The 15,875-nt window shown below is 58.3% G+C and carries 13 protein-coding genes; 9 read left to right on the top strand and 4 right to left on the bottom strand.

What is annotated here, in order from left to right; genetic code table 11:
• The first annotated feature begins 16 nt into the window (after positions 1-16).
• A complete protein-coding gene (locus FHS72_RS08660; RefSeq protein WP_183528101.1) occupies positions 17-616 on the top strand; it encodes a superoxide dismutase in 600 nt (199 codons plus the stop codon).
• A 110-nt stretch (positions 617-726) separates the two neighbouring features.
• Positions 727-897, top strand: coding sequence for a hypothetical protein (locus FHS72_RS08655; RefSeq protein WP_183528099.1), 171 nt, complete (start codon positions 727-729; stop codon positions 895-897).
• A gap of 63 nt (positions 898-960) precedes the next feature.
• Here FHS72_RS08655 and FHS72_RS08650 read toward each other — a convergent pair whose 3' ends face one another.
• Positions 961-1,518 carry an LOG family protein gene (locus FHS72_RS08650; protein ID WP_183528097.1) on the bottom strand — a complete coding sequence of 186 codons (558 nt, stop codon included), beginning with the start codon at positions 1,516-1,518 and terminating at the stop codon, positions 961-963.
• 148 nt (positions 1,519-1,666) lie between these two features.
• Here FHS72_RS08650 and FHS72_RS08645 point away from each other — a divergent pair, with 148 nt between their 5' ends.
• From FHS72_RS08645 to FHS72_RS08630, 4 genes are all read left to right on the top strand, one after another.
• A complete protein-coding gene (locus tag FHS72_RS08645; protein ID WP_183528095.1) occupies positions 1,667-2,764 on the top strand; it encodes a LysM peptidoglycan-binding domain-containing protein in 1,098 nt (365 codons plus the stop codon).
• Positions 2,765-2,819: 55 nt separating this feature from the next.
• Complete coding sequence (locus FHS72_RS08640) at positions 2,820-4,640, top strand: ABCB family ABC transporter ATP-binding protein/permease (RefSeq protein WP_183528093.1); 1,821 nt, start codon at positions 2,820-2,822, stop codon at positions 4,638-4,640.
• A 67-nt stretch (positions 4,641-4,707) separates the two neighbouring features.
• Positions 4,708-5,898 carry a multidrug effflux MFS transporter gene (locus FHS72_RS08635; protein WP_183528091.1) on the top strand — a complete coding sequence of 397 codons (1,191 nt, stop codon included), beginning with the start codon at positions 4,708-4,710 and terminating at the stop codon, positions 5,896-5,898.
• Between the two features lie 100 nt (positions 5,899-5,998).
• A complete protein-coding gene (locus FHS72_RS08630) occupies positions 5,999-6,598 on the top strand; it encodes an exopolysaccharide biosynthesis protein (protein ID WP_183528089.1) in 600 nt (199 codons plus the stop codon).
• On the opposite strand, the gene FHS72_RS08625 is transcribed toward FHS72_RS08630, so the two are convergent.
• Both FHS72_RS08625 and FHS72_RS08620 read right to left on the bottom strand, forming a co-directional pair.
• Positions 6,595-10,098, bottom strand: coding sequence for an efflux RND transporter permease subunit (locus FHS72_RS08625; RefSeq protein WP_183528087.1), 3,504 nt, complete (start codon positions 10,096-10,098; stop codon positions 6,595-6,597). The two genes, FHS72_RS08630 and FHS72_RS08625, sit on opposite strands and share 4 nt — an antisense overlap.
• Positions 10,095-11,327, bottom strand: coding sequence for an efflux RND transporter periplasmic adaptor subunit (locus FHS72_RS08620; protein WP_183528085.1), 1,233 nt, complete (start codon positions 11,325-11,327; stop codon positions 10,095-10,097). Before FHS72_RS08620 ends, FHS72_RS08625 begins: the two co-directional genes overlap by 4 nt.
• A gap of 301 nt (positions 11,328-11,628) precedes the next feature.
• On the opposite strand from FHS72_RS08620, the gene FHS72_RS08615 reads away from it, so the two are divergent.
• From FHS72_RS08615 to der, 3 genes are read left to right on the top strand one after another with little or no spacing between them, the layout of a single operon-like run.
• Positions 11,629-12,300, top strand: a complete 672-nt coding sequence (locus FHS72_RS08615) for a tetratricopeptide repeat protein (RefSeq protein ID WP_183528083.1) — start codon at positions 11,629-11,631, stop codon at positions 12,298-12,300.
• Positions 12,301-12,359: 59 nt separating this feature from the next.
• On the top strand, positions 12,360-13,640 hold the full coding sequence (locus FHS72_RS08610) for a PQQ-like beta-propeller repeat protein (protein ID WP_183528081.1): 1,281 nt from the start codon (positions 12,360-12,362) through the stop codon (positions 13,638-13,640).
• 36 nt (positions 13,641-13,676) lie between these two features.
• Positions 13,677-15,158, top strand: coding sequence for a ribosome biogenesis GTPase Der (der, locus tag FHS72_RS08605; protein ID WP_183528079.1), 1,482 nt, complete (start codon positions 13,677-13,679; stop codon positions 15,156-15,158).
• On the opposite strand, the gene FHS72_RS08600 is transcribed toward der, so the two are convergent.
• Positions 15,112-15,825, bottom strand: coding sequence for a hypothetical protein (locus FHS72_RS08600; RefSeq protein WP_183528077.1), 714 nt, complete (start codon positions 15,823-15,825; stop codon positions 15,112-15,114). The genes der and FHS72_RS08600 overlap by 47 nt on opposite strands.
• Between the last annotated feature and the right edge of the window lie 50 nt (positions 15,826-15,875).

Raw genomic sequence — 15,875 nt, 5'->3', positions numbered from 1 at the left:
TAAATGAGGCTCACCTATGGCTTTCGAACTTCCTGATCTTCCTTATGCACACGACGCGCTGGCTGACCTTGGCATGTCCAAAGAGACGCTTGAGTACCACCACGACCTGCACCACAACGCTTATGTCACCAATGGTAACAAGGCGATTGAGGGCACAGAATGGGCTGATAAATCTCTCGAAGAGATCATCAAAGGCACATACGACGCGAATGCAGTTGCTCAAAACGGCATCTTCAACAACATCTCGCAGCTTTGGAACCACAACCAGTTCTGGGAAATGATGGGCCCTGGCAAATCTGCCATGCCATCCGAATTGGAAGCGGCGATCAAAGACAGCTTTGGCTCCGTTGATAAGTTCAAAGAAGACTTTTCCGCTGCTGGCGCGGGCCAATTCGGGTCTGGTTGGGCTTGGTTGGTCAAGGACGCTGACGGCGGCCTGAAAATCACCAAGACTGAAAACGGTGTGAACCCGCTTTGCTTTAACCAAACAGCGCTTTTGGGCTGTGATGTGTGGGAACATTCCTACTACATCGATTTCCGCAATGCGCGTCCAAAGTACCTGACAAACTTCCTTGATAACCTCGTGAACTGGGAAAACGTCGCATCCCGGATGTGATTTATCTCTGAGACCGAAAAGAACCCGTCGCAGCAATGCGGCGGGTTTTTTTGTGGAACGGAACGGGGGGCTGCGGGTTGGTTAAGCAACGCAACTGATAGGAGCATCCCATGTCCGACCAGAAAAAACCAAACGAGACCAATGACGACGACAAGCACAAAGAGAACGGCAAGCCGGGTGCCTTTGGCAACGAAGACGACGCGCCTGCGGGGACGTCAGGCGTCAGCGGAACGCGGCGCGGTCCGGAGCGGATCAATCCCAGTGAGGATGTTGACAAGTAATTAAGATTTCAGCCGACACCCGTATATTTCGGGCGTCGGCTTTTTCATTTGTTCCGATCTGCGTTAGGCGAGAGTTGTGCGCAGATTGGTTTCTAGCGTGTCCACATCGTCTACGAATGTGATGAAATCCAGTAGGGACGCTTCGGCGAAACCTTGGCCCACGATATTGTCCATAAGCACTTTAAGAGGGTCCCAAAAGCCGTTGATATTCAACAGGTAAATCGGTTTGCCATGCAGGCCAAGTTGCCGCCATGTCAGGGCCTCGAAAAACTCGTCCAGCGATCCAGCGCCACCCGGTAGCACCACCACCGCGTCGCAGTTCATGAACATGACCTTTTTGCGCTCGTGCATGGTTTCGGTGATGATGAATGTGTCGAGGTCGCGTTTGCCGACTTCCCAGTCCAGCAGATGCGTCGGGATCACGCCAAAGGTCCGTCCGCCAGCAATTTGCGTTGCATTGGCGACGCGCCCCATCAGACCCACATCACCCGCACCGTAAACCAAGCGCCAGTCGTTCGCCGCGAGCATTGTGCCTGTGGCTTCGGCTGCTGTGGCGTAGGCCGGATCTGTGCCATCGCGCGAGCCGCAGTAGACGCATACGGAGTTTGTTTTTGCTGTCATATTTCTAACTTTCGTCGTGTCTTGCCATATTTGGGCCTTTGACCGCTCATAACTCTGTTGCTAGGCTCTCTCAACCAGTCAAACGCCGCCAGTCAACGTCCGCTATCCGACGTTCTGGGAGGCGGGTGGCGCGAATAAGGACCATGCCGTGGCCAGACCATCTTCTAACGCATATGCAATCGCGGGCGGTGTTGCTGCTGCTCTTGCCATCGGTGCCGCCGCTGTGTGGTTCGGACCGCCTGTGCAGGACGCGGACGTCGCGTCTGGTGCGGGGCCGCAGGTGGCTGCTGTGACGACGCAAGATGCCGCTGCCGTTGACGCGCCAAAGGTGACGGTAACGCAAGGCTTGCCCACGATTGACACGTTCTACCGCAGTCCCGACGATACAACTGTGATCGCTGGCATGGCCGCACCGGGGCAATCCGTGGCGATTATGCTGGGTGGTGACGTGGTGGAAACCGTGGTTGCGGGGGCGGATGGTGCTTTTGGGGTTGTTGTAGCTATCACGGCCAGCGACCAGCCGCGCCGTGTTCAACTGGTCGCTGATCCGGATGGGGCGGCTTTGGCCTCGGCCGAGAGTATCATCGTGCCGCCGAAAGAGATTGCTTTCGTGGCTGAAGTCGTCGCGGATGATCCTGTGGCGGTGCCTGCTGCGGCGGAAGACCTGACGCCACCTGCGGCCCCACCGACCTTGATCGCTGACGCCGATGGTGTCCGCATCTTGCAGGTCGAGACCCAATCGCCCGCGCAGCCGGACCTGACCGAAAACATCGGGCTGGATACGATCACCTATGATCCGAGCGGCGAAGTGCAACTGGCGGGGCGTGGCGCTGCGGCTGGCGGCTTTGTGCGGATTTATCTGGATAACGAGCCGATCACGGAATCTCGCATTTCCGGCGAGGGTGATTGGCGCAGTGATCTGCCGCAAGTTGATACGGGGCTTTACACGCTGCGTTTGGACGAGGTGGACGCCGACGGTGTTGTGCAGTCCCGCGTTGAAACGCCATTCAAGAAAGAAGAACCCGAAGAGGTCGCCGCGATCCTAGCCGAGGAAACCGCTGCCGAGGGCTTTGATATTGCCGTGAAAACTGTGCAACCGGGTGCCACGCTTTGGGCGATTGCAGAGGAACAACTGGGCAGCGGTGTCTTGTATGTGTCTGTTTTCGAGGCAAACCGCGATTTGATCCGCGATCCTGATCTGATTTACCCCGGTCAAGTATTTCGCATTCCCGATCCTGCGCAATAGACTGGTCATTTCCGGTGTGGCTGTTACATCAGTGGCCTACCCGGAGAGACCCTAAATGCGCCAACTGACCAAGACCGATGCCAACCTAAACAACGCAAAAATTCAAGGCTGGAAGGTGATCAAACGGGTGATCCCGTATCTGTGGCCTGCCGGAAATACCAACGTCAAGGTCCGCGTTGTCGCCGCGATGGTGGCGCTGTTTGCGTCGCAGATCATCGCCGTGCTGACCCCGCAATTCTTTAGCCAAGCGGTTGATGTCATGGCCCCCGAGGGCGCTTCGGCTGCGACTTATTTGGGGTTGGGCGCTGTTGGGTTGACGCTGGCGTATGGCATGTCGCGGCTGTTGTCGGTCGGTTTCCAGCAGCTACGCGATGTGATTTTTACGCGGGTCGGACAACGGGCGCTGCGACAGTTGGCGCTAGAGACCTTTACCCATATCCACCGCCTGTCGATGCGCTACCACATCACCCGCAAAACGGGCGGATTGAGCCGGATTATTGAACGCGGTGTCAAAGGCGTGGAATTCCTACTGCGCTTCTTGCTGTTTTCCGTGGGTCCGCTGATCTTGCAATTGCTGATGATCGCGGGCGTTTTGTTCTTTACGTTCGACGTTTGGTATCTGGTGGTCGTGGCCGTCACGATTGGGCTTTATGTCTGGTTCACCTTTGCCGTGACCGAATGGCGCGTGAAAATCCGCAAGGAAATGAACGACCAAGACACCGACGCGAACCAAAAGGCGATTGATAGCCTGCTAAACTTCGAAACCGTCAAGTATTTCGGCGCGGAAAAGTGGGAAGCAGACCGCTATGACGGCGCGATGCGGCAATATGCAGAGGCGGCTGTTAAGACAAATTACACGCTCGCATTTTTGAACTTTGGTCAGGCGTTGATTATCACCTGCGGCTTGGTCGGCGTGATGGTCATGGCCGCGATTGGCGTTGAGAATGGCGCGTTGACCGTCGGGGATTTTGTGTTGGTGAACGCCTATATGATCCAGATCACGATGCCGCTGAATTTTCTTGGCACGGTGTACCGCGAAATCCGTCAGGCCTTGATCGATATGGGCGATATGTTTGATCTGCTGGAACAACCCGCCGAAGTGAATGACAAGCCGGATGCAAAGCCGCTGGTTGTCACTGGCGGCGCTATCTCATTGCATGACGTGGCTTTTGGCTACGACGCGGCGCGGCCTATTTTGAAGGGCGTCAGCCTTGACGTGCTGCCCGGTCAGACGGTTGCGATTGTGGGCTCTAGCGGCTCTGGGAAATCCACCATCGGGCGGCTGTTGTTCCGGTTTTACGATGTGGTCGGCGGGGCGTTGACGATTGACGGCCAAGACGTGCGAGACGTGACGCAAGTTAGTCTGCACAGCCAGATTGGCGTGGTGCCGCAGGACACCGTTTTGTTCAACGATACCGTACATTACAACATCGCTTACGGGCGGCCTGTTGCGACCGAGGGCGAGATCATTGCCGCTGCAAAAGCCGCGAAAATCCACGATTTCATCATGTCACTGCCGGAAGGCTATGCGACCCAAGTGGGGGAGCGCGGTTTGAAACTGTCGGGCGGTGAAAAGCAACGGGTGGGCATTGCGCGGACCTTGCTCAAGAACCCGCCAATCCTGTTGTTGGACGAGGCCACATCGGCGCTGGACACCCAGACCGAGATGGAAATTCAGGCAGAACTCAAGGCGATGGCGCAGGGCCGCACGGTCATTACAATCGCGCACCGTCTGTCCACGATTGCGGATGCCGATCAGATTGTGGTGCTTGAAAACGGTGTGATCGTCGAGCGCGGCACGCATGATGCGCTGCTCGTTGCGGATGGCCGTTACGCCCAATTGTGGAACCGTCAGGCCAGCGACGAAACCGTCTAAACGCCGCTTGTGCCGCACCGCAGGATTGCTATGTGTGGCGCGTAGAAATTGAGTAAGGTCTTCCCCCATGACACTGATGCGTTCCGCCCTGATTTTGGGCCTTTTATCGGCTGTCGGTCCCTTTGCGATTGATATGTATCTGCCAGCCATGCCCACGATTGCGGCAGGCTTGGACGCGGATGTAGCCACGGTGCAATTGACGCTGACCGCGTATTTTGTGGCCTTTGGCATCGCGCAATTGTTCTACGGCCCTTGGGCGGATCAAGTCGGCCGCAAGATCCCGCTTTATGTGGGCTTGGGGATTTTCATTGCAGGATCAATCGGTTGCGCCGTGGCCCCGTCGATTGGCGCATTGATCGCGTTCCGCGCGTTGCAAGGCATCGGCGGCGCGGTCCTGATGGTGGTCCCGCGTGCCGTGATCCGCGACATGCACACAGGCGCCGCCGCGACCAAGTTGATGGCCATGGTGATGCTGGTGATTTCGGTCTCGCCGATGCTGGCCCCCTTGGTGGGCAGCGGCGTGATCGCGGTGGCCGATTGGCGTGTGATCTTTTGGTTGCTGTGTCTGGCAGCGGGATTGTCGCTGGGCATGACGGCGATGGTCTTGCCTGAAACGCTTGCGCCTGCCGCACGGGTCAAAGTGAACCTGCGCAACTTGATGAAGGGCGCCAAAGTCCTGCTGACAGATCGCGTGTTCATGGGCCTGACGTTGATCGGTGGCTTTGGATTTGCCAGCTTTATGGTGTTTATCGCCAGCGCGTCATTCGTCTATTCCGGCCAGTTCGGTCTGTCGCCAACAGGGTTCAGCGTGGCTTTTGCAATCAACGCCATCGGCTTTTTCGCAGCGTCGCAGGCGGCTGGGCCATTGGGCGAACGGCTGGGCGTTTTGCCCGTGATGCGCGGCGCTGTGATCGGCTTTGCCGCGTTTTCGATGCTTTTGCTTGTGGTGTGCTTGGCTGGATTTGTCAGCCTGCCCGTGGTCATCATCGGGTTGTTCTTTGCCAACGCTTGCCTCGGCCTGATTATTCCCACGACGATGGTCATGGCGCTCGACCCGCACGGCGATATCGCAGGCTTGGCGTCGTCGCTGGGCGGTACATTGCAGATGCTGACCGGAGGGCTGATGGTTGTGGTCACAGGCGCGTTCTTTGACGGAACGGCCACGCCGATGGTCGGCGCAATCGCACTATGTGCGGTGATCGCACTGGGCATCGCGCTATGGACATTTGCGGCGATGGGGCGGACGGCGTCTGCGTAACTGCTGGCCAGATCGGGCGGTTGTTTTTACGAACGCCCGATTATGGAACCGTGGGGCGCACGAGGCGGTTAGTCCTGCGTAGCCACGCGGGGACGACAGCATGACAGACGACACCAAGGCCGATCCGATCACTGATATCGCGACGCATTTGACCGAGGCATCCCACGGGGATGCGGTGACGTTTGACGACTTGCTGCAAGAATTTGGCCGCGAAGCATTTGCGACCTGTTTGCTGGTGGCGGGCGTCGTGCTGGCGTCACCCTTAAGCGGTGTGCCCTTTGCGTCGTCGATCTTTGGGGCGTTGATTTGCCTGATTTCGGCGCAGGCGGCCTATGGTGCGAAAACGATCTGGCTGCCCGCATTTTTGCGCAAGCGGTCGGTTTCAGCGGACAAGATTGAACGGCTGCAATCGGCATTAGAGACCGCCGGAAAGGTCTTTGACAAGTTTAGTCGCGACCGGATTACGGGCTTGGTTGGCCCCAAGGCACGGCGCGTTTTATATGCGGTTTGTGCGGTGGGCGGCCTGTGTCTGCCGTTGCTGGAAATCGTGCCGTTTTCGTCCAGCGTTGTGGGCCTCGGCGTCGCATTGGTGTCGCTGGGTATCTTGGGCCGCGACGGGTTGTTTGCCTTGATCGGGGTGCCAGTGATCTTGTTTGGCATGTCGATCCCGTTTTGGGTGGCAAGTGCCGTGTTGGGTTAATTGGCAGCCTGTGTTGAGGGCAGGTCGTCTTCGGTCCAGATGACCTCTGGGGCTTTGATGCGTTTGGCCTCGCGTGAGAGCGCCCAGTCGCGGGCGTAGCTGCTGCTGCGCCCCATCGACAGACGCGCCAAGAGCCTCGCAAACCACAGCACATAGGTCGATGCCCAGACCCGTAGCGCCAGCATGGATGGCGTGAATACCAGCGTTAGCATCGTCGCGATTCCAAGTCCAAACACAACAGCCGTCGCCAGTTGTTTCCACCACAGCGCCGTTGGGCTGTCGATGGAATAGCCGCCGTTCATAAAGTCGAGGCTGAGGCCGAACATCATCGGCGCAAGACCCGCCATGGTCGTGATTGTGGTCAGCAGGACGGGACGGATGCGGTCTTCGGCTGTGCGCACGATCGCCTCGGCGCGGGGCATGTATTGGCTGTATTCTTGGTAGGTGTCGATCAGGATGATGTTGTTGTTCACCACGATCCCCGCCAAGGCGACGATGCCTGTACCCGTCATAATCACCGAAAACGCCTGATCCATGACCAGCATCCCGATCAGTGTGCCAGCGGTCGACATGACCACGGCCAGCAGCACCAGCACCGAGTTATAGATCGAGTTGAATTGCGCGAGAAGGATGATGAACATCAGGCCAAGTGCGCCGATGAAGGCATTGCCGAGGAAGGCTTGGCTTTCGGCCTGGTCTTCTTGGTCGCCGGTCCATTCCCAGTCGACGCCAGCGGGCAGGGGATTAGTGTCGAGCCATGTTGTCAGCGTCGCGATGCGTTCGTTGGCATTCACGCCCGTTTCCACATCAGCCTTGAGATCAAAGTACCGTTTTTGGTTAATCCGGTCGATCTGCGCGAGCTTTGGCACGGGCGTGCGTGTGATGAAATTCGACAGGGGCACAAGCCCCGCATTGGTGCGGACCCGCAGGCTGTCGAGCGTAGACAGCACACGGTCATTTTCAGGTAGTCGGACGCGGATTTCGATTTCCTCATCCGAGCTATCCACCCGCATTGTGTCCAGCAAAATGCCGCGTGTGACCATCTGCACCATCGCGCCCACAGAGGCCACGTCAGCGCCGTAGCGTCCTGCTTTTTCAACGTCCACGTCGATCTGCCAGTCGATACCGGGCAGGGGCAGGGTGTCTTCGATCAGGGTCAGCCCGTCGGTCATCTCGAACTGCGCCCGTGCAAGGGCTGTCGCTGCGCGCAGGTCGTCAAAGCTGTCGCCTTTGAGCCGCAGGTGCAGGGGTTTGCCCGCACCCGGGCCCATGGCTTGGGCGAGGATTTCGGACTGGATTCCGGGGATCAGGTCGAGTTGGCTTTGCAATTCCGCCAGCACGAGATCGCCGTCGAGTTCGGGCCTGTCGATGCGGTCTTCCCACGGGATTGTTTCGAATTGGATTTGGCCGATGGTGTCGCGGGGCGGTTGGGTGCCGCCTGTGTTGGAATTCAAGCCACCGTCGCCCGCGAATGAAAAGGCGTTCATCACACCTGCATGGGCCAGCACAATGGCTTCGGCTTGTTGAACGAGGTGGTCTTTTTCCGGCAGGGACAGGTTGCCGCGTGCGCGGACGTAGACGATGCCTTGTTCCGGCTCGGATTCCACGAAAAATTCGACGCCGTTATTGTTGGCTCCGAAGTAGGTGAAGGTGGACATCACAAAGAAGCCAACAGCGCCCACGGCCACCAGCGGCATGATCGGGTTGCCCGCGATCAGGTGGATGAAACGGCCAAATAACGATCTGCGGTAGCCCGCTTTGATGGTTTTTTGCGTGCGTGTGACGGTGATTGATCCCAGCGTGATTGAGGTCAGCATCGCCCCGATGGTGAACAGCACCATCCCCGGAAAGGATGCGCCAAAGCCGCTGGTTTGCACCGCGTCGCCGGATAGATAGGCAGGATTCAGTGTCAGCATAGCGCCTGTGAACACGATCATCATTGTGACGGGCACGAGGGCTGCGCGTATGCCCCACCACAGATGCGCCCGCATCCAGTCCGAGGCCCAGCCGAACATGCGGCTCATCCGGCCTGTGACGCCGCCCATGACGGGCAGGTAGATCAGCGCCACAACCAGCGATGCACACAGCACAAAGATCAACGTGACGGGTAACATGCCCATAAATTGCCCCGGCACACCCGGCCAGAACAGCATCGGCAGGAAGGCGCAAAGCGTGGTCGCTGTCGATGACACGATAGGCCAGAACATGCGTTTGGCGGCTTCGGTATAGGCGTCCATCGGGCCAGAGCCGTCTTGCATCCGTTTATCGGCATATTCGACCACGACGATGGCCCCATCGACCAGCATCCCCACGGCGAGGATCAAGCCGAACATCACGATATTGGAAATGGTGATATCCATGACGGCGAGCAGCGCAAAGCACAGCAAGAACGACGTGGGGATCGCAAAGCCCACCAGCATCGCGGGGCGGGTGCCAAGGGCTGCGAGCACGACGATCATCACTAGCGCAATCGCCGTCAGCACCGATCCCTCAAGCTGGCTGACCATCGACGCCACCGCGCGGGATTGGTCGTTGGATGTGCCCACATCAATCGCGGCTTGCAGTTCTGGCGTCCAGCCTGCGCGGACCTCTTCGACGACCACGGCCACTTCGGCGGCGGTGTCGATCAGGTTGTAGCCTTTGCGTTTCACGACCTGTAGCGCCACGGTATTCACGCCATTAAAACGGGCGGTGCCTGCGCGGTCCTCGAATGTCAGGCGGATCAAGGCCAGATCGCCCAGCGTGATCACGCGGTCGCCGTTGGTTTTGACAGGCAGGTTGTAGATGTCTTGGGGGTCGTCAAATGACGAGGGAATTTTGATCGCAAAGGTGCCTTGCGCGGTTTCCACTTCACCTGCCGCGATCAACAGGTTGTTGCTGGACACGACGTTGATCAGCTCGCCTGCGGTGACGTTGTAGGCCTCTAGACGTAGCGGGTCGATCACGACTTCGAGCATCTCGTCGCGTTGTCCGGCAAGGCCCGCCTCTAACACACCGTCCATGGATTCGAGGCGGTCTTGCAGGTCTTTGGCGACTTGCAGCAAGGTCCGTTCCGGCACGTCGCCTGTCAGATTGACGATGACGATGGGAAATTCGGAAAAGTTGATTTCGTTGATGGTGTAGTTGTCAGCACCAGTTGGAAAGCCGCTTTGCGCTTTGTTCATCGCGTCGCGGATGTCGGCCAGTACGTTGGTTTTGTCCCAGCCGAATTCGAATTCAAGCGCCACGCCTGCGTAGTTTTCAGCCGCCGTACCGGACATGGATTTCAACCCGTCCAGATCGGATAATTCGGTTTCCATCGGCTTGACCAGCAGGGTTTCGGCGTCTGCCGCTGAAATACCGGGGAAGGGGACAGAGACAAAGATCGCGGGGATCTCAATGTCCGGTTCGCCCTCTTTGGGCAGCGACACGTATGCAAAGCCACCAGCGAGCAGTGACAGCGCGATAAAGGCAAGGACCATGCGGGCGCGTGATGCGGCCCAATCGACCATGCCGTTCATCCTTTGACCGCCGTGTAGGTCGGTTCAACTGTTACACCGTCGATGACAAATTCTTGGCCGATGGTGATGATGTTCACGCGGTCAGGCAGGTCCGCGACCCAGACGCCATCCACGGTGTCGGTCAACATGGTCACGGGCATGAACAAGGCGGTGCTGTCTGCCGCGACCGTGCGCACGCCCAATGCGCCCTCGTCGTTGAGTGTGAGCGATGACTGCGGGATCAGGTGGGCATTGCGCCCGTCAGAGGCCACGACGATTTCGACCGTCTGGCCTGCGCTGACTTTGCTGTCTGCATTCGGCACTTCGACTTCCACGCGGAAGGTGCGGGTGGTCTCGTCGGCAGAGCGCGACAGAAAGGTGACTTGTCCGGTGATCTCTGCGCCAGTGGCGAGCGTCGCGCGGGTCATGGCCCCGACTGTGACCTTGGCCACGTCGGTTTCCGGCACGAATCCCACCAGTTTGATCGGGTCGAGCTGCACAATCGTGGCACACGACGCACCGGGCTGCATCAGTGTGCCCAGCTCCGCCGTGTCGGTTTCCAACAAGCCGCTGAAGGGCGCGTGGATCGTCAGGCGGTCAATCTCGGCTTCGGCGGCGGCGACACCTGCTGATGCAGCCTCAATGCCTGCTTGCGCGGATGCTGTGCCGGATTGGGCGCGTTGCAATCCTGCGAGTGCGGCCTCAGATGCGGCCTCGGCGCTGATCAGCTGCGTTTCAGAGCTGACACCGCGTTCATTCAAGCGGCGGGCGTTTTCGACGTTGATGTTGGCTTCGCGCAGGCGGGCTTGAGCTTCGGCGATGGCGGCTGCGGCTTCGGGGACACGACCGCGTGCTTCGGCAAGGCGGGCGCGGGCTTCGGCCAGACTGGCGATGCGGGTGCCGGGGGCCAATTCGCAGAGCGTGTCGCCTTGGGCAACATAAGCGCCTTTGTGGATCGGCTCGGATATAATCAGGCCTGACGTCTCGCCAGAGACATTTACTTGACGCGCGGCCTCTGTGCGGCCGCGCAGGATCACGGCGCTGTCGATGTTGCGTGCCGTTGATGCCAAGGCCACAACCCGCACGATATGATCGCGTGTGGCGACCTCTGGTGCAGGGGTGGCCGGATCAACCACGGTGATGTCCGTATCGGGTCCCTTGGCAAAGGCCAGAACGCGGTCCCGTTGCAGTACAAGCAGGCCCAGAATAGCCGCAACCAAGATTGCGGTAATGATTGGGATTATCTTCATAGTCTGGCCTTCGCGCTGGTTTGCAGCAGAAAAAAGAAGGTCGTCTGCATGCTTTTGTCGTCAAATGAGCGGTCAGGACTGACGAAAGACCACGGCAATATATTGCCGACTTTTAGGTCTTTTAGGGCTTTTTCGCAAGGTTGTTCTCTGCACTGCCGCATCGGCGCGCAGGCACACTAAATTGCCGATGCTCAGGATCGTGAGGCGGTGGGGTCTTGGCAATCTGCCAGCCTTCGCGATATGTACCACCGGAAAGTCATATTGCGCCCCTGAAATAATGCGGTGCAATGAGGGGGATACCGTGAGCGACAGCGATAGTTTTATCAACGAAGTGTCTGAAGAAGTCCGCAAGGACCAGCTGTTCGGATACGTCAAGAAATACGGCTGGATCGCGGTGACGCTGATCGTCGTGTTGGTCGGCGGGGCCGCTTATTCCGAATGGACCAAAGCACAGACACGCGCGTCGTCCCAAGCCGCAGGTGATGCACTACTGGATGCGCTTGAAAAAGATGATGTGGACGAACGTGCGGCGGCCTTGGCTGCTGTGACGACCGACGGGCCTGCGTCCGCTGTGGCAGGGCTGTTGACCGCTGCTGCACAACAAAACGCAGGTGATCTGGCGGCGGCAAAAGCCACGTTGGACGCGATTGTGACCGATAGTGCGACGCCGCAAGTCTACCGCGATGTGGCTGTTTTCAAATCTGCAATCATCGTAATCGAAGGTGAAGATCCTGCTGCGCGTCGCCAGATGTTGCAATCTTTGGCTGTGCCGGGCTTGCCGTACCGCTTGCTTGCTATGGAGCAAATCGCGATCATGGATATTGCAGCGGGCGACACTGAGGCTGCTGTCACCGGATTGAAAGCGATACTGGAAGACGCCGCTGTGTCTCGGGGCTTGCGTGATCGGGCGCAAACCTTGATGATAGCGCTTGGCGAAGAAGACGAAGTAGAACCCGCAACGGCTGCTGAATAGCCCGTGGTGGATAAGAAGAAGATCGCGAAGGGGCAATCGTCGTGACAGGTTATTTCCGAATGAGTGCCGTATGCGCCTTGGCGTTGGTGGTTGGCTGTGGTGAAACAGATGTGATCCTGCCAGGGGAGCGTTTCGACATTCGCCCGCAGCAAAACACCGTGAACCAAGCGTTGCCAATCTCGCTACCGGCCCAATCTGCAAACGCATCGTGGACGCACCGCAATGGCAACGCGTCGCACCAGTTGTCGCATGCGGCACTGTCCGCCACACCGCAGCAGTTGTTTGCCGTGTCCATCGGTGAAGGCGATAGCCGCCGCGCACGGATCACCGCAGAACCTGTGGTGTCGAACGGTGTGATCTACATGCTTGATTCCCGTGCCACGGTGACGGCGACTGCCACGAACGGTGCGCGTCTGTGGTCAGCGAACCTGACACCGGGCAGCAGTGCGCTGGGTGATACATCTGGCGGCGGCGTGGCTGTGTCGGGGTCTCGTGTGTTTGTAACAACCGGATTTGGCGAAGTTGTGGTGTTGGACGCTGCATCGGGTGGCGAAATCTGGACCCAAGATCTGGACGCGCCGGGCGTGTCTGCCCCAACCGTGTTTGGTGATCTGGCGTATATCGTGGGCCGTGACGGCACAGGTTGGGCGCTGGACGTGGCCGATGGCCGTATTCGCTGGCAGTTGACCGCAACCCCTGCGTTGGGTGTGTTTGCGGGCGGTGCTGGTGCGGCTGTTGATAGCGACATTGCCGTGTTCCCATTCCCGTCTGGTGAAGTCATCGCGACATTCCCCGAAGGCGGACTGCGCCGCTGGTCCACTGTGATCTCTGGCGCACGTGCTGGCAGTGCTGCGGCCACGATCAGCGATATTGCGGGCGATCCTGTGATCCGTGGTGATAGCGTCTACGTCGGCAACTTTGCCGGACAGATCGTCAAACTGGACGCGTCAAACGGCGACCGCATCTGGACAGCAAGCGAAGGGGCGATCAGCCCTGTTTGGCCTGTTGGCAATTCCGTTTTTGTGGTAAACGATGTGAACGAGTTGATCCGTCTGAACGACAGCGACGGCACACCGGTTTGGAAGGTACAACTGCCCGGACTGGTTGAAGCTGGCACATTCGGCAGCTCGAACGAAGTTGTGGCCCATTACGGTCCGGTTTTGGCAGGCGGTCGTCTGGTCGTCGCCTCGTCTGACGGGGTGATCCGCCAGTTCGATCCGGTCTCCGGCGCATTGGTCGGGGCGATCCCGATTGAAGGTGGTGCGGCCTCAAATCCAGTTGTTGCGGGACAGACCCTTTACGTTGTCTCGAAAACAGGGCAATTGCACGCGTTCCGGTAAGCTGCGCCTTTCGCTGCTCCGGCTAGGAGAAGAAGCATGAGTTTTACCCTCGCAATCGTGGGTCGTCCCAATGTCGGGAAATCCACTCTTTTCAACCGCTTGGTTGGGAAAAAACTGGCTTTGGTTGATGACCAGCCGGGGGTGACACGTGACCTGCGCGAAGGTGCGGGACGGATTGCTGACCTCAAATTCACGGTGATTGATTCTGCTGGATTGGAAGATGCGACCGATGATAGTCTGCAAGGACGGATGCGTCGCCTCACCGAACGGGCCGTTGAGATGGCTGATGTGTGTCTTTTCATGATCGACGCACGGGCAGGGGTTCTGCCTGCGGATCAGGTCTTTGCCGAGATTTTGCGCAAGAAAAACGCGAACGTCATTCTGGCTGCGAACAAAGGCGAAGGCCGCGCGGCTGACGCGACGATCCTTGAGGCCTATGCGTTAGGCTTGGGTGAGCCGATCCGCATATCTGCTGAACACGGCGAAGGCATGGGCGAATTGATGGACGTGCTGCGTCCGATCTATGACGCCAACGTCGAAAAAGCCGAAGCTGATGCGCCGGATGTTGATGTTGATGTGTCGGATGACGACGACATTGATGCCATTCGCGTGCCTACCCGCGAGAAGCCATTACAGATTGCCGTCGTGGGCCGCCCGAACGCGGGGAAATCCACGTTGATTAACCAGATCATCGGCGAAGAGCGTCTGCTGACCGGCCCAGAGGCTGGCATCACCCGCGATGCGATTTCCGTCCAGCAAGATTGGGACGGCGTGCCGATGCGGATTTTTGACACCGCGGGTATGCGCAAAAAAGCCAAGGTGCAGGAGAAGCTGGAAAAGCTGTCCGTGTCTGATGGTTTGCGTGCTGTGAAATTTGCCGAAGTTGTTGTGGTCTTGCTTGATGCGGAAATTCCGTTTGAGCAGCAGGATTTACGGATTGCCGATTTGGCGGAACGTGAAGGCCGCGCCGTGGTGATTGCGGTGAACAAATGGGACGTTGAAGAGAACAAGCAAGACAAGCTTAAAGAGCTGAAAGAAGAATTTGCGCGTCTCCTGCCGCAGCTCAAAGGTGCGCCTTTGGTGACTGTGTCCGCGAAAACGGGCAAAGGTCTGGACCGTTTGCAGCAAGCAATCATGCGCGCGCATCAGGTTTGGAACACACGTGCCACGACGGCGCAATTGAACCGTTGGCTGACGGGGATGCTGGAACAGCACCCGCCGCCCGCACCCGGTGGTCGTCGGATCAAGATGCGCTACGCGACACAGGTGAAAACCCGTCCGCCAGCCTTTGTTGTGATGTCGTCGTTCCCTGATCTGGTGCCGGAAAGCTACCGTCGCTATTTGGTTAACGGCTTGCGTAACGACTTTGATATGCCGGGCACACCGATCCGGTTGTATTTGCGCGACCAGGGCGACAAGAACCCTTATAAAGATAAGAAAACGTCGCAGCCGTCACGCCTGTCCAAGCACCTTAGTAAGGCTGGGACGACCGACCGCGCAGGTAAGTCCAAATCATAACGATCAGCAAGGCGGCGATCCCGCCTTGCGCCAACCAGACGACGGATTGCGGTCCAGTTTGGTTGGCCACGATAATACCGACCAAAGCCCAGACGATGGTCAGCAGATAGGCCGCTGACGGCAGCTTTGCAAAGACGGCGAGCGCCACGATCAACGCGCCCGCAATCCCGACATAAGCCCAACCAAGGCTGTCAGACGCCACACCATAGCCCGCCATGGTGCTGCCGATGGACACAAATGACGCGGCGGTCAGCCAACCTGCGTAGATTGCGACAGGCACGCGCAGCAACCAGCGGTCAAATACGGGCGTGCGCAAAAAGGCCATGATCGCGGTGATTGCCATTGCGATAATCATCACCGTCGCCAGAACAGCGCTTTGTGTAGCCACGTAGAGCCACGGCGTCCCAATCACCAGACTCGCGATCAGATACGGGCGGGCGGCGTTCCACGCGGGGTCGTCGTCACGCTTCCACAGTCCAAAGACTGCTGACACCACCAGCCACGCATAAATCAGCCCCCAGATGCTAAAGGCATAGCCTGCGGGCTGGATCGGCGGATCAACCTGCGGGATCGGCAGTTGGTTGGATTCAAAACCGGTGAAGGTTGTGAAAGCGGGCGAGATCACAAAACTCGCGGTGAACAGAAGGGTGAGGACAGCTTGTTTCATACTATGAATACGCCTGACGCGCGGTTTGGTTCATTTTTAGGTCAGGAAAA

Source organism: Yoonia ponticola, assembly GCF_014199395.1.
Classification (GTDB): Bacteria; Pseudomonadota; Alphaproteobacteria; order Rhodobacterales; family Rhodobacteraceae; genus Yoonia; species Yoonia ponticola.
The sequence above is the reverse complement of the archived record's forward strand: the minus strand, read 5'-3'. Positions and strand labels throughout refer to the sequence as shown.